This is a genomic window from Salinisphaera shabanensis E1L3A (assembly GCF_000215955.2).
GTDB lineage: Bacteria > Pseudomonadota > Gammaproteobacteria > Nevskiales > Salinisphaeraceae > Salinisphaera > Salinisphaera shabanensis.
In genome coordinates, this window is the sequence record NZ_AFNV02000020.1 from 46,318 (window position 1) to 61,836 (window position 15,519).

At 60.5% G+C, this 15,519-nt stretch carries 11 protein-coding genes; 8 read left to right on the top strand and 3 right to left on the bottom strand.

Annotated elements, in window-relative coordinates; all coding sequences use genetic code 11:
- The first annotated feature begins 149 nt into the window (after positions 1–149).
- Positions 150–1,250, top strand: coding sequence for a glycosyltransferase family 2 protein (locus tag SSPSH_RS13010; RefSeq protein ID WP_161627837.1), 1,101 nt, complete (start codon positions 150–152; stop codon positions 1,248–1,250).
- A 52-nt stretch (positions 1,251–1,302) separates the two neighbouring features.
- Positions 1,303–2,025, top strand: coding sequence for a class I SAM-dependent methyltransferase (locus SSPSH_RS13015; protein ID WP_006913557.1), 723 nt, complete (start codon positions 1,303–1,305; stop codon positions 2,023–2,025).
- Positions 2,026–2,032: 7 nt separating this feature from the next.
- On the opposite strand, the gene glnE is transcribed toward SSPSH_RS13015, so the two are convergent.
- The 3 genes from glnE to groES all read right to left on the bottom strand — a co-directional run bounded on the left by glnE (position 2,033) and on the right by groES (position 7,100).
- Positions 2,033–4,792 (bottom strand): bifunctional [glutamate--ammonia ligase]-adenylyl-L-tyrosine phosphorylase/[glutamate--ammonia-ligase] adenylyltransferase, encoded by a 2,760-nt coding sequence (gene glnE / locus SSPSH_RS13020; RefSeq protein ID WP_006913558.1) that lies wholly within the window; start codon positions 4,790–4,792, stop codon positions 2,033–2,035.
- A 314-nt stretch (positions 4,793–5,106) separates the two neighbouring features.
- On the bottom strand, positions 5,107–6,756 hold the full coding sequence (gene groL, locus SSPSH_RS13025) for a chaperonin GroEL (protein WP_006913559.1): 1,650 nt from the start codon (positions 6,754–6,756) through the stop codon (positions 5,107–5,109).
- Between the two features lie 56 nt (positions 6,757–6,812).
- The gene (gene groES, locus SSPSH_RS13030; RefSeq protein ID WP_006913560.1) at positions 6,813–7,100 is read right to left on the bottom strand and encodes a co-chaperone GroES; all 288 of its coding nucleotides are present in this window, start codon (positions 7,098–7,100) and stop codon (positions 6,813–6,815) included.
- A gap of 287 nt (positions 7,101–7,387) precedes the next feature.
- Between groES and SSPSH_RS13035 the strand changes: the two genes are divergently transcribed.
- From SSPSH_RS13035 to SSPSH_RS13060, 6 genes are all read left to right on the top strand, one after another.
- Positions 7,388–8,674, top strand: a complete 1,287-nt coding sequence (locus tag SSPSH_RS13035) for an acetyl-CoA C-acetyltransferase (RefSeq protein WP_006913561.1) — start codon at positions 7,388–7,390, stop codon at positions 8,672–8,674.
- Between the two features lie 313 nt (positions 8,675–8,987).
- A complete protein-coding gene (locus SSPSH_RS13040) occupies positions 8,988–10,325 on the top strand; it encodes a sodium-dependent transporter (RefSeq protein WP_006913562.1) in 1,338 nt (445 codons plus the stop codon).
- 45 nt (positions 10,326–10,370) lie between these two features.
- Positions 10,371–11,711: an alanine/glycine:cation symporter family protein gene (locus SSPSH_RS13045; RefSeq protein WP_021031778.1), complete on the top strand. Its 1,341-nt coding sequence runs from the start codon at positions 10,371–10,373 to the stop codon at positions 11,709–11,711.
- A 107-nt stretch (positions 11,712–11,818) separates the two neighbouring features.
- Complete coding sequence (hemH, locus tag SSPSH_RS13050) at positions 11,819–12,820, top strand: ferrochelatase (RefSeq protein ID WP_006913564.1); 1,002 nt, start codon at positions 11,819–11,821, stop codon at positions 12,818–12,820.
- Between the two features lie 60 nt (positions 12,821–12,880).
- Positions 12,881–13,936: a protease SohB gene (gene sohB, locus SSPSH_RS13055; protein WP_006913565.1), complete on the top strand. Its 1,056-nt coding sequence runs from the start codon at positions 12,881–12,883 to the stop codon at positions 13,934–13,936.
- A gap of 141 nt (positions 13,937–14,077) precedes the next feature.
- Positions 14,078–15,490, top strand: a complete 1,413-nt coding sequence (locus tag SSPSH_RS13060; protein WP_006913566.1) for a DegQ family serine endoprotease — start codon at positions 14,078–14,080, stop codon at positions 15,488–15,490.
- Positions 15,491–15,519: the final 29 nt, after the last annotated feature.

A 15,519-nucleotide genomic window follows, 5' to 3' on the forward strand; every position in this document is an offset into this window, starting at 1 on the left:
GAGCAATGCGTTCTCGCAACACCGCGAGACGATCGGCGTAGTACGCCGGTACCCGGATTGTACTGGAAGCGATGCCGCGCGTTGAGCGCGTCGATGGAGCGGCCGAAAACGTTATCATCCGTGTTCTGTCGAAGCCCATGCCCTGGCCTATGCGAACCGCTTCCAACGACTGCCCGCATGCGACGGGCGCACCTCGCGTGACGGTGCTTATTGCGGCTTTTCAAGCCGGCCGCTATATCGACGAGGCCATCGAAAGCGTACTCGCGCAGACCTTTCATGATTTCGAGCTGTTGATTATCGATGACGCATCCACCGACGACACATCGAACCGGGTCTGTGCGCATACCGGCGACCCGCGTGTGTGCGCAATCACGCACATCCGGAATATCGGCAGGGCTGCCAGTCGCAATCACGGAATCGATCTTGCACGCGGCGAATATATTGCATTCCTGGACGCAGACGACCGCTGCGAGTCGAGCCGTCTCGAGCAGCAGCTCGCCTATCTCGACAGCCACCCTGAAATAACCGGGGTTGGCAGCTGGATGGCATTGATAGACGAGCAAGGCAATCGGCTCGACGATCAGATCTATTCGTTGCCACTCGAACCAGACCACGTGGCTTGCCGGATGCTGTTTGAATGCTCGCTCGCACAACCGGCGATGATGGTGCGTCGCTACGCGCTCTCAAGCTATCGCTACGACACGGACATTGCGCTCGCAGAAGATTACGAACTCTGGGCACGCATGATCACCACCTGCAGGTTCGCCAATCTTGCAGAACCATTGACATGCTATCGACGCCACGCCGAGCAGGTATCGGTCAATCAACTCCATGCACAGCAACACGTCGATTTCGATATCTACGGCCGGCAGCTCGCAAGGCTTGGCATCACCTACGATCAGCAAGACCTGATTCGCCATGAATGCGTGTTCAAGCGCTACGGCCGCAAGCCTGTACTCGAACACACCGGCGCCCCCCTCGATATTCACTACCTGCGCTGGTGCAATGCCTGGCTCAGCGAACTACGTGCGGCGAATGCGCAATATCGCATCTATCCCGAGCCGGCATTGTCGGACATGCTCGTCTCATGCTGGATCTTCGCCTGTCGCAAGGCGGCACGAAACAGTGGCTGGTTACGCGTAGCGGCTGAATTCATGCGCTCGGAATTACGATCTGCGATAGTTCCGTTCATGAAAAGGCATATGAAAACACGCTTGCGCGTACGCGGCGGCTTGGCGCGACCGGACTGACGCGACTTGAGCTTCGCATCAGCCCACTTTCCACAATCGAGCTTCAAACGGTATGAGTCTATTCAGAAAGCCTGCCAAGCCAACACCCGCGCCGCGCTCCAGCGAGCAAATCATCCGCGCCTACGAAAACAACGAGAACATCACGCGGGACGAGTGCCGCATTCTCTATGACCTGGTCGAAGATCCCTGGGATCTGGGTTCGCAGACGCACTATGAATCCTATGCGCGCCTGATCGAAGTCACCGACAAATATATCGACTGGGCGAATATCGACTGGATTGTGGATTACGGCAGCGGTGTGGGTACCTTCACCAAGGCGCTCAAGGACGCCCATCCGCATATTCGCTCGCTGGGCATCGACTTCGATCGGGCACGCGAAGCCGCTGATCGACGTTTCGGCAGCAACCTGTTCGACGCGTTCTATGAAATGACACCCGGCATCAGCGAATACGACCTGATGCGCGACGGCCTGCCCGACATCGATCTGGCACGGGTATGTATCTGTTTCATAAACAGTACGTACTATGTATTCACAGAGCAGCGTCGGCGCCAGCGAATCGAACACATGTCGCGCCTGATCGCGCGTTTCGAGGCACGGGCTCAGGCCGACGCCGTGAAGTATCTGCTTGTCACCGCGAACAACACCGACCGCGCCGCCGTCGACGCCATCAACAAGCGCGGGGCTGAACTGGTCTATCTGTCGCGCGATCTGGAACTGGCCAGCCGTATCGCCCAGTTCAATTCCGAACTGCACACCCGTGTGTGGCAGCGTTGAGTCGCGCTCAGCTCTTTTTTCGCGCGTCGCCGATCCACGCCTGCCATATGTCAGCGACTGCACGGCGCTGTTTTGCGTATTCATCGGCCCCGATCATGGCGCGCTGACGTTGCAGAGACTGCGCATGGATAATGCGCCGATAGCGTCGATACGCTGACGTTAGCGTCTTGATGTCTTCATAGCCCGCCCGCCCCGCGGACTCGTATGTTTCCAGCACACGAATCGCGTCGGTAAAGATCAATAGCTCGGGGCAATTCGTACCGTGTGCGAGTGCGACGAATTGAGCGATGAATTCGATATCGATCAGCCCGCCCGGCATCTGTTTTACATCGAGCCAGTCGTCCTGGGTTTCATCCTTGACGCGGCGCATGCGATCGCGCATTTCGCACACTTCCCGGGCAAGTGCGCCGGTATCACGCGGTGTAGCCAACACGGCGCGACGGATTTCGGCAAAACGCTCCCCCAGAGCGGCGTCGCCACTGACCGGCCGCGCGCGGACCAGGGCTTGGTGTTCCCAGGTCCATGCATTTTCGCGTTGATAGCGCTCGAACGCATCGATATGGGTCACCATCATCCCCGCCTTGCCGCTGGGGCGCAGGCGCATGTCTATTTCATATACGCGACCCGCGGCAGTTTGAGTACTGAGAACATGAATCAGCCGCTGGGCAAGGCGGGTGAAAAAGGCCTGATGACTCAGGGCACGCTCGCCATCAGTCATCGCCTCGGTCTTGCCGCTGTAGACGAACACGAGATCCAGATCCGAGGTGTACCCAAGCTCCAGACCACCCAACTTGCCGTAGGCGATAATCGCGAATGGCGCGCGCTCACCGTTGTCGGCACGCGGCGTGCCATAACGCTGTGTCATTTGATGCCAGGCCATGTCGAGCGCGGCATCAAGCACCAGCTCGGCGAGTTCGGTGAGGTGATCGGATACGATCATCAACGGCATCGAGTTGCTCACATCCGCAGCGGCAATTCGCAACGTCGCGCTTTGCTTGAAACGACGCAGGGTGTCCATGCGCAGTTCGAGATCGTCGGCATCGATGCCGGCCAGGTCCGCTGCCAGATCCTTGGCCAGTTCGGCACGGCGCGGCGGCCGGTATAGCTGACGCGGATCCAGCAGGCTGTCCAGCAAGGCCGGTTGAGCACGGATACGGCTGGTGATCCATTCGCTGGCCGAGCACAAACGCATTAACGTGGATAGCGCGGCCGGATGCTCGACCAGCAGCGCCATATAGGTGCTGCGCCCCACAATGGCTGACAGTACGCTGATCGTGCGGGTGATCGCACGGTCCGGACTGTCGGCACGTGCTGCCGCGCCAAACAACAACGGAATCAGGCGTGCAATCCAGCGCCGCCCCCGGTCCTCCAGGCCACGGTAGAGGCTTTGCCCCTGGATGTCGGCCAGCGCTTCACGCACACCCGACACGTCCTCGATGCCGTACTCGGCCAACAGGTCCTTTGCCTGGGTTTCATCCAGTTCGCCGTCCCAGAATGCGCTCAAGCGCTGGGTATCCTGATCCGGCGTACTGTCATCGGCCTGCGGCGAGACGAATACCTGCTCGAAAGCCTGGTGTACCCCTTCACGGGTATCCTGCATGGCTCGACTGAAGGCAGCCCAGTTTTCATACCCCATGGATTCGGCGAGCGCCTGTTGCGCGGCGCCGTCGTCGGGCAAGTCGTGGGTCTGGCGATCATTCGCCATCTGCAAACGGTTTTCCGCGCGGCGCAGGAACCGATACGCGGTTTCCAGCTCCTCTGCCGTATGTGACGGCAGATGCCCACCGCTCGCCAGGCGGGCCAATGTCGGCAGCAGCCGCGTATCCTGCAGTGACGGCTCCTGACCGCCCCGGATCAGCTGAAACGCCTGCACGATGAATTCGATCTCGCGAATGCCGCCGATACCGAGCTTGATGTTGTCCTGAAGCTCGGCGCGTACCACCTGGCGGTCGATGAGCGCCTTCATGTCGCGAATCGACTCGAAGGTTCCATAATCCAGGTAGCGTCGATACACGAACGGCCGTAGACACTCTATAAGGCGCCGCCCCCCTTCGATATCCCCGGCCACAGGGCGTGCCTTGACCCAGGCGTAGCGCTCCCATTCGCGTCCGTGCGACTGATAATAGCTCTCCATTGCAGCGATACTGGCAGTCAGCGCGCCGGAATCGCCGAAAGGACGCAAGCGCGTGTCCACTCGGTAGACAAAGCCGTCGGCGGTGGATTCACTGAGTGTCTGCACCAGACGACGTGCGACGCGCTTGGTATACCCCTCGGCATCCAGTGGCTTGTCGCCATCGGACTCGCCACGCGCGCGATAGCCGAAGATCAAGTCGATATCCGACGAGAAGTTGAGCTCGCGCCCACCGAGTTTGCCCATGCCGATCACGATCAGGCGCTGCGCGTTACCTTTGGCATCGCGCAGCACACCGTGACGTTCCTGCATCGCCTGCTCGGCCGCGTCGAGTGCCGCCTCGATACAGCGGTCAGCGAGCGTACTCAACGCCGAAAGCGTGGTCTCCAGCTCGTCGACACCTGCCAGGTCCCGCCAGGCGATTATCGCCATGCTTTCGTTTCGATATGCGCGGAGCGCGGCGTCGAATGAATCGGGAGACGACGGTTGCGGCGCCTCGGCGATCACTTCAGCATTATCGCGGTCGAACCGCCCTTGCTGCCATAGCGCCTCGAAGCGTTCCGGATTCTGTTCGCACCAGGTGTCTAGAAAGCGGCTCCAGCAGCGCACACGCGCATCGATTTTGGTTTGAGGCACTCAGAACACTCCGAATCGGTCGTCGACATCGCGCATGGTAGCGCTGTTGTTCGGTTGTGCCATCCCTGAGTATATATTGGCCACAACCGCAAATGAATCAATCGACGCGGGCGGAAAGCGCTAACTATCGTGCAGCATCTGCTCGCACCGGACGTCTGCCCCGCGTTACTGCGCTTGATACCGTATCGGCCGGTAAACGAATATAAGCTCGTCCAGAATCGCCTTGTGAAGCCCGAATCGCCCATAAAAAAGCCCCGCACGAGGCGGGGCTCTATTCACGCTGGGATAGGCATCCCGGACGTGGACCGCACGATTTACATCATGCCGCCCATTCCGCCCATGCCACCCATGCCACCCATATCGGGGGCACCGCCCTTGTCATCGTCGTCAGGGACGTCGGTGACGGCGGCTTCGGTCGTCAGCATGAGGCTGGCGATGGAAGCGGCGTTCTGCAGCGCGGTACGGCTGACCTTGGTCGGGTCGAGAATACCCATGGCGACCATGTCACCGTATTCGCCGGTGGCGGCGTTGTAGCCGTAGTTGCCTTCCTTGGAAAGCACTTCGTTGACCACGACAGACGGCTCGGCACCGCTGTTGTGAACGATCTGGCGCAGCGGCTCTTCGACCGCACGACGCAGAATACGGATACCCGCGTCCTGATCGTCATTGTCGCCCTTGGCGTTTTCGATCGCCTTGAGCGTGCGCAGCAGGGCCACGCCGCCGCCAGGCACGATGCCTTCTTCGACGGCCGCACGGGTTGCGTGCAGGGCGTCTTCGACACGGGCCTTCTTCTCTTTCATCTCGACTTCGGTAGCCGCACCGACCTTGATCAGTGCCACACCGCCGGCGAGCTTGGCCACGCGTTCCTGCAGCTTCTCCTTGTCGTAGTCCGAGGAGCTTTCCTCGATCTGCGCACGGATCTGCTTGATGCGGGCTTCGATATCGCTGTTCGGGCCGGCGCCGTCGATGATGGTGGTGTTCTCTTTCGAGATCTGCACCTTCTTGGCTTCGCCCAGATCATCCAGCGTGGCTTTCTCGAGGCTCATGCCGAGATCTTCCGAGATCACGGTACCGCCGGTGAGCACGGCCATGTCTTCCAGCATCGCCTTGCGACGATCGCCGAAGCCAGGCGCCTTGACAGCGGCAACCTTGACGATGCCACGCATGTTGTTGACCACCAGCGTCGCCAGGGCTTCGCCCTCGACGTCTTCGGAGATGATCATCAACGGACGGTTGGCCTTCGCGACGTTCTCCAGCAGCGGCAACATGTCGCGGATGTTGGAGATCTTCTTGTCGTGGAGAAGGATATACGGGTTATCCAGCTCGGCCTGCATCGTCTGGTTATCGGTGACGAAGTACGGCGAGAGGTAGCCACGATCGAACTGCATGCCTTCGACGACGTCCAGCTCGTTCGAAAGGCCGGAGCCTTCTTCGACGGTGATCACGCCTTCCTTGCCGACCTTGTTCATCGCATCGGCGATGATCTTGCCGATGTCTTCATCGGAGTTGGCCGAGATCGAACCGACCTGAGCGATGGCTTTTTCGTCGTCGCAGGGCTTGGACAGATTGGCCAGTTCGACCACGGCTGCATCGACCGCTTTGTCGATACCGCGCTTGAGATCCATCGGGTTCATGCCCGCGGAAACAGCCTTCACGCCTTCGCGCACGATGGCCTGGGCCAGAACCGTAGCGGTGGTGGTGCCATCACCGGCGATGTCGGAGGTCTTGGAAGCAACTTCCTTGACCATCTGAACGCCCATGTTCTCGAACTTGTCGTCCAGTTCGATTTCCTTGGCGACCGAGACACCGTCCTTGGTGATCGTCGGCGCGCCGAAGCTCTTGTCGAGGACAACGTTGCGGCCCTTCGGGCCCAGCGTCACCTTGACGGCGTTCGCGAGCGTGTTAACGCCGCGTACCAGACGCGAGCGTGCGTCTTCGCCAAAACGTACTTCTTTAGCTGCCATTGCTAGCTTCCCCTAAATACTGTGTTCGTAAACGGTGAACGTAAGCGACGCGGGTATTAACCCAGCACCGCCAGGATGTCGTCTTCGCGCATTACGACGACTTCGTCACCGTCGACCTTGATTTCGGTGCCCGAGAACTTGCCGAACATGACTTTATCGCCGACCTTGACTTCAGGCTTGCGCGTCTCGCCATTATCAAGCGGCTTGCCATTGCCAACCGCGACGACTTCGCCACGCTGGGGCTTTTCGGCCGCCGTATCGGGAATGACGATACCCCCGGCCGTCTTCTGCTCTTCCTCGAGCCGCTTGATGACGACACGGTCATGTAAAGGACGGATATTCATGCCACCCTTCTCCTCGAAACGTTGGTTGTTGATCAAAACGTCTTGCCGACGTGCCATCTGGCCGCCGGGAGAGAACGTCACCATTGACGATCTCAATCATCGCCATTGATGCGGCCTTGGCTCAGCCTTTCAAGAGCGCATGGCGTTTTTTTTATCGGTGAGGCGTCATAAAAGGCTCTGACGCGCAATGGATTTGAAAGGGTTTCTTGTCACTTTGCACTGCAACAATTATCTTGGAGCAGTCAATCAACCGCGCCGGCATGACGCCGGCGAAACTGGAGGGATCAATGGCCGAGAACATGCCACGCCGGGTCGCCATCGTCGGCGGCGCCCGTATTCCGTTCTGCCGCTCGAACACCAAGTACTCGCACCAATCCAATCAGGACCTGCTCACCGCATCGTTCAAGGCACTGTCGGAAAAATACAAGCTGGCCGGCAAACAGATCGGCGAAGTCGCCGGGGGCGCAGTGCTCAAGCACGCGCGTGACTTCAACCTGACGCGTGAAGCAGTGCTCGGTACGGATCTCGATCCCCACACGCCGGCGTTCGATGTGCAGCAGGCCTGCGGCACCAGTCTTGAAGCTACCCTGCTCATCGCCAACAAGATCGCCATGGGCCAGATCGATTGCGGTATCGCCGGCGGTGTGGATACCACCTCCGACGCACCGATCGCGATCAACGAAGACCTGCGCAAGATTCTGCTCGATGTGAATCGCGCCAAGACGGGCGGCGAGCGCGCCAAACTGCTGGCCAAGCTGCGCCCGCGTCATCTCGTGCCGAACTTCCCTGGCGTATCCGAGCCGCGTACCGGCCTGTCCATGGGCGAGCACTGTGAGCTCATGGCCAAGGAATGGAAGATTTCGCGCAAGGCACAGGATGAATTGGCCGTCGCCAGTCACAAGGCCGCCGCCCAGGCTTATGTCGACGGCTTCTACGACGATCTGGTCTTTCCCTACCTCGGCGTCGAACGCGACAACAACATGCGTCCGGACACCAGCGTCGAACAGTTGGCCAAGCTCAAGCCGGCCTTCGACAAGGAAAACGGCACCCTCACGGCGGCGAACTCCACGCCGCTGACCGATGGCGCATCGTCGGTCTTCCTGTGTAGCGAGGAATATGCCGAGGCCAATAACCTGCCGGTGCAGGCGTTCTTTACGCCCTACTCGCGCACCGCAGCGGTCGATTTCGTCGATGGCGGCGAAGGCCTGCTCATGTCACCGACCTATGCCGTGGCCGATATGCTCGACGCAGCCGGCCTGACCTTGCAGGATTTCGACTTCTACGAAATCCACGAGGCATTCGCTGCCCAGGTGTTGTGCACGCTCAAGGCGTGGGAGTCCAAGAAATACTGCAAGGAACGCCTCGGTCGCGACACGCCGTTGGGTTCGATCGATACGAGCAAGCTCAACGTCAAGGGCTCATCGGTCGCCCTCGGGCATCCGTTTGCAGCCACCGGTACGCGCATCGTGGCCACCCTCGCCAAGATCCTCGACGAAAACGGCGGTGGCCGGGGCCTGATCTCGATCTGCGCAGCAGGCGGCCAGGGCGTGACCGCGATTCTGGAAAAACCGTAACGCCGTTCAACGTTAGAAATAGCGCTTTCAGAGCGCTCAGAGGCTAAAAAAGACGGGCGTTATCGCCCGTCTTTTTTTATGCGTGCCAATCGCTTGTCCTAGCCGAATGGCTACAAGACAGCGCGCCGAGAAAAGTGGCAGGATTGACCGCCGGTGCCGATCCAGGGAGAACATAAGTCGGCACGAATAGTGCAAGGCTGACATAGCGCGAACTCAGGCGTCCTGTGGCGGCCATCAATCGGCGACACGAACAAGGGGGAAGCATGGAAAACAAGTACGCGATCATCGAATTTATCGGGCAAGCACCACGGCCATGAGTGTGGCGCGCGAACATTGGGGCAGCCGGCTGGGCTTCATCATGGCGTCGGCCGGCTCGGCGGTCGGGCTCGGCAATGTCTGGAAATTTCCGTATATGGCCGGCGAGAACGGCGGTGGCGCATTCCTGATCATCTATCTGGGTTGCGTCGTGTTTTTCGGCCTATCTCTGGTAATCGCCGAGCTCCTTATCGGGCGCATGGCCCAGAGCAACCCGGTCGGCGCCTTTCGCACGCTCGGCGGGCGCGGCTGGCCCGCGGTCGGCGCCATGGGCGTGCTGACCGCTTTCATCATCCTGTCGTTTTATATCGTCGTCGCCGGCTGGACGCTGGCTTATATCCTGTTCATGGGCGAAAACACCTTCGGCGGCGTCGACATCGAACAGAGCACGAAGATCTTCACCAGCTTTATCGCTTCACCGGTACAACCGCTGGTCTATGCCGCGATCTTTACCGTGTTGATGGTCGGCGTAGTGCTCGGCGGCGTCGCCTCCGGTATCGAGCGCGCATCCAAATGGCTGATGCCGTTGCTTTTCGTCCTGCTGATCGTGCTCGCGATTCGCGCGGTGACCCTGCCGGGCGCCGGTGAAGGCGTGGACTTCTATCTGATGCCTGACTGGAGTCGGGTGACCGCTAGCACCTGGGGCGGCGCGATCAGCCAGGCATTCTTTTCCCTGTCGCTCGGCATGGGGGCCATGCTGACCTACGGCTCTTATATGTCGCGTGAACAGAACCTGCCGCGCGACGCATCGCTGGTCGTGGGCCTGGATACCCTGGTCGCCCTGCTCGCCGGGCTTGTGATCCTGCCGGCGGTTTTTTCGGCGGGCATGGAACCCAGTGCTGGCGCCGGGCTGACCTTCATGACCCTACCGACGGTATTCGCGCAAATGCCGGCCGGCGAGATATTCGGACTGGCATTCTTCATTCTGCTGGCGATCGCCGCGTTGACCTCGGCCGTGTCGCTGCTTGAAGTGGTGGTGAGTTATCTGGTCGATGACAAGGGTTTGTCCCGCTTCGCCGCGGCCGCAGGGACGGGCATCGTGATCTTCATCATAGCCATCCCGATTTCCCTGTCGCAGGGCATCTGGAAAGAAAACACCATTGCCGGCATGACCTTCCTGGACTTCGCCGATTTCGTAACCGCGCACGTCATGATGCCGGTCGGCGGGTTGCTGATCGCGCTGTTCGTCGGCTGGCGGTTGGGGCCGCGTGCGGTCGAGGCGTTGAAATCGCATCCGGAACAGCACTTGCCGCTTGCGGGCTTGTGGCTATTTGTCCTGCGCTTCCTGGCGCCGGCGGGGATTGCCTGGATTCTGGTTCAGGGTTTTTTTGAATAATGTCATCCGGGCCCGTAAACGCGGCCCACTCAGGGGGATTTGATCATGGAAACACTTACTAACGCGCTGAGCACGCTCAGCGGCTGGGTCTGGGGCCCGGTCATGCTGATACTGCTGCTGGGTACCGGCATTTATTTGACCGTCGGTTTGCGCGGTATACCGCAACGCAAACTGTTCTACGGTTTTTCGATGATGTTCGCCGGGCGTAAACAGACCACGGAGCCCGGCGACATCACACCTTTCCAGGCCCTGGCCACGGCTCTGGCGGCAACGGTCGGTACCGGCAACATTGCCGGTGTGGCCACCGCCATCCATTTGGGTGGGCCCGGTGCGATCTTCTGGATGTGGGTGACGGCCATCGTGGGCATGGCCACCAAGTACGGCGAAGCCGTGCTGGCAGTGAAGTATCGCGAAACCAATGCCGAGGGCGCCTACGTGGGTGGCCCGATGTACTACATCCGCAACGGACTCGGCACGAACTGGAAATGGTTGGCCTTCGCCTTTGCCCTGTTCGCGACGATCGCGGCGTTCGGTATCGGCAATACCGTGCAATCCAACTCGGTTTCGCAGGTGTTCGATGAAACCCTGTCCATCCCGCGCTGGCTGACGGGTCTGGTCATGGCTGCCGGCGTGTTCGCCGTGATCATCGGCGGCGTGCAACGCCTGGCGAGTGTCACCGACAAGCTTGTGCCGGTGATGGCGATCATCTACGTGATCGGCGCCGCCGTCGTTCTTGTGCTTAATGCCGGCGAAGTGCCGGGGGCAATCGCACTGATCTTTTCCGATGCCTTTACCGGCACCGCGGCCACCGGCGGCTTTGCTGGCGCGGGCATCATCATGGCGATCCGTTTCGGCGTGGCGCGCGGCATCTTCTCCAACGAAGCGGGTCTGGGTAGTGCACCGATCGCCCATGCGGCCGCACGCACCGACAGCCCGGTCCGCCAGGGCGTGGTCGCGATGCTGGGTACGTTCATCGATACCATCATCGTTTGCACCATGACAGCGCTGGTGATCATCTCTACCGGCGCCTGGTCTTCCGGCACGACGGGCGCGCAGCTGTCGGCCGAAGCCTTCACCACCGGCATGCCCGGCCCAGGCGGCTGGATCGTGAGCTTCGGGCTGGTGATCTTCGCGTTCTCGACCATGCTCGCCTGGAGCTACTACGGCGAACGCACTGCCGAGTACCTGTTCGGCTCACGTATCATCACGCCGTACCGCCTGCTGTGGGTCGTCGCCGTGTTCGTGGGCGCCATCGCGCAGCTGGACTTCGTCTGGCTCGTGGCCGACGTCATGAACGCCCTGATGGCGATTCCGAACCTCATCGCGCTGGTTCTGCTCGCACCGGTCGTGTTCAAGCTCACACGCGCGTATTTCGATAAAACGTAAGCGTTAAAATAGGCGGTAAACCCAGATACGGGATGCGTCCGATCGGTTGCATCCCGTATCATCGGCCCTACGTATCGTATCCCGCGACACGATAGCGAGAGCAAATAATGGATTCCCGCCGCGCGCAGCGCCCTATCGGGGTGCTTTTCACAAATCTGGGCACGCCAGACGACACCTCTGTTAAAGCGGTTCGTCGCTATCTGGCGGAATTTCTGAGCGATCGCCGAGTGGTCGATCTCAATCGGGCACTCTGGCTGCCGATTCTCTACGGCATCATCCTCACGTTCCGACCCAAGAATTCGGCGGAAGGCTATCACTCGGTCTGGACCGAAGAAGGCTCGCCATTGCTTGTTTACGCCCGCCGCCAGGCCGAACAAATCCAGGCCCGTCTGGATCGGGAGGTCGAACGCCCGGTCCATGTCGCGCTGGCCATGCGTTATGGCAACCCTTCTATCGAGACCGGGTTGCGCGAGCTGGACGCCGCCGGCTGCAAGCAGGTGCTGGTGCTGCCCGCGTACCCGCAGTATTCGGCCACCACGGTGGCCACCACGTTCGACAAGATCGGCGAAGTGCTCGCCGACTGGCCGGAACCGCCGGCATTGCGTCAGATCAATCGCTACCACGACGAGCCTGGGTATATCGAAGCCCTGGCGAATTCCGTACGCGAACACTGGGCAGAACACGGGCGCGCCGAGAAGCTGGTGATGTCGTTCCACGGCATTCCGAAACGCTATGTAAAACTCGGCGATCCCTACCCGCGCGATTGCGGCGTGACCGCACAGCTGCTTGCCTCGGAACTCGGGCTGTCCCGCAACGAATACAAGGTCTGTTTCCAGTCGCGCTTCGGCCGTGAACCCTGGCTGCAGCCGTATCTCGACGAGACCATGAAAGCCTGGGGCGCGGCCGGCATGAAGAGTGTGGATGTGATGTGCCCCGGCTTTTCTTCCGACTGTCTGGAAACGCTCGAAGAGATCAAGGAAGAAAATCGCGAGTACTTCGAGGAAGCCGGCGGCGGCTCGCTGCGCTATATTCCTGCCCTTAATGACCGCGACGATCATGTGGACATGTTTACCCAACTGATCAAACGCGAACTCTCGGGCTGGATCTGATCCCTAGGCGCACCGTCCGGGTGCGCGCCCCGCCAGTCTCACCAACGGATAATCGACGCCATGGAGCTCATCGCCGACTTCGCCGTGAACTACGGCCTGTTTCTCGCAAAGGCGCTGACGGTGGTTATCGCAATCGGTCTTGTCGCCGGCTGGATTCTGAGCATGATCGCGCAGGCCCGTGCCGAACGGGATGGCGATCAGCTCAAGATTACCCATGTCAACGAACGGCTCGAGCGTATGGCCGATACGCTTAACGCCACGCTGCTCAACGACAGCGAGCGCAAGGCGCGCGCCAAGCGCAAGAAAGTCGAAGACAAGCAACGCCGCAAGGCCGAAAAGCTCGGCAAGCGACACAAACCGGCGCGCCTGTTCGTACTTGATTTCGACGGTGACATTCGTGCCTCGGCGGTGGAATCCCTGCGTGACGAAATCACCGCGGTGCTACAGGTCGTCGAGCCCGAAGACGAAGTCATGATCCGCCTCGAATCTGCCGGCGGCATGGTCCACAGCTACGGCCTGGCTGCTTCGCAGCTGGCACGGCTGCGCGATGCCGGCGTACGCCTGACCATCTGTGTCGACCGTCTCGCAGCCAGTGGTGGCTACATGATGGCCTGCGTTGGCGAGCGGGTCGTCGCTGCCCCGTTTTCCATCATCGGTTCCATCGGCGTCGTCGCCCAGATTCCCAACTTTCATCGGCTTCTAAAAGACAAGCAGATCGATTTCGAAATGCACACGGCAGGCGACTACAAGCGCACGCTGACCGTGTTCGGCGAAAACACCGAAGAAGGCCGTGCCAAGTTTCGCGAAGAGCTGGAAGACACACATGGCCTGTTCAAGCATTTCGTCGCACGCTATCGCCCGTCGCTCGATATCAACCGAGTGGCCACCGGCGAACACTGGTATGGCAGTCAGGCGCTCGATCTTGCGCTGGTCGACGAGGTCGCGACCAGCGACGACGTGATGCTCATCGCCGCCCGTGATGGGCGTGACGTATTCACCGTAGCGGTGCACCACAAGAGCGGCTTGTTGTCGCGTATTGCCGAGCAGTCACGGCTGGCGATCAGTCGCAGCCTGGGCGAAAGCGGTCTCGCAAAAGTGGTACACCGCCCGCAATAGGCAGGCTCCAGGGTACGATTGTCTGTACTGGGCAGGTTCTTGTGAAACGCATGAAACTCGTTTGCCTGGAAATGGTCTTACGCTGCGGGACGATCCGGGGTACGCCGGTCGTATGGTGAACACACCAACGAGAAAGAACCTATGACGCCAACTGTAAGCAAGCGTTTCAACACGCTCCTGTTTTCCTGTGTTCTGTTACTGGCCATGAGCAGCGCCCATGCCGCCGTGCCGAGCGGCATGCTGGGTGGCGACAATCCGTCGCTCGCGCCCATGCTCGACGAAGCGCTGCCTGCCGTGGTCAACGTGGTCGTTACCGGTAAACCGCAGCAAATGCCGGACAACCCGCTGTTCAACGACCCCTTCTTCCGTCGCTTTTTCGACATGCCCGACCAGCAGCAGCGTCAGACACCGCGCCAGCCTACCGCGGCCGGCTCCGGCGTCATCGTCGATGCCGACAAGGGTTATGTACTGACCAATCACCACGTGGTGACCGACGCCGAGAAGATCGTGGTGCGCCTCAACGACAACCGCGAATACGACGCCAAGCTCATCGGCGACGATCCGGAAACCGATATCGCGGTGCTGCAGATCAAGACCGACGACAAGCTCACCGAACTGCCCATCGCCAACTCCGACGATTTGCGCGTCGGCGATTTCGTGGTCGCCATTGGCAATCCGTTCGGCCTGCGCCAGACCGTTACGTCGGGCATCGTTAGCGGGCTCGGCCGGCACGGCCTTGGCAACCGCTATGAAGATTTCATTCAGACCGATGCCTCGATCAACCCCGGCAACTCCGGCGGCGCCCTGGTTAATCTCAAGGGCGAGCTGATCGGGATCAACAGCGCGATTCTCTCCCGCACCGGGGGCAACATCGGTATCGGCTTTGCCATCCCCAGCAACCTCGTTAACAGCGTCTACACACAGATCGCCGAAAATGGCGAAGTCCAGCGCGGCCGTCTGGGCGTGGTCGGGCAGAACCTGACCGCCGACCTGGCATCGGCCTTCGACCTGGATATCAATCAAGGCGTGGTCGTCGCCCAGGTGATGCCGGATTCTCCGGCAGAAAAGGCCGGAATCAAGGAACGGGACGTCATCACCCAGGTCAACAACAAGAATATCGACGACTTCTCCCAGCTCGCCAACGCCATCGGGCTGAAGTCCCCCGGCGATAAGGTCACAATCACGCTGCTACGCAACGGCAAGGAGCGCAAGGTCGATGCCACGCTCGGCAACGCCGCGGACGCTGCCGACAGCAGCGGCGGTTCGGCCACTGCCGACAACGACCTGGCAGACGGTTTGAAAGGCGCGACCTTTGGCCCCCTGACCGATGACAATCCGTTGGCCGGAGAAGTCGAAGGCATCGTGGTGACCGATGTCGAACGCGGCTCGCCGGCAGCCCGTGCGGGCCTGCGCCCGGACGATGTGATTACATCGATCAACCGCCAGCCCATCAACGACGTCTCCCAGCTGTCTAAATTGGCCGGTCCCGACGTCAATCAGCTGTTGCTGCACGTGCGTCGAGGCGGCGGGGCGTTGTTCCTGCTGATCCGTTAGCCTGCAGGCACGATCGCTCGCACGAGGCC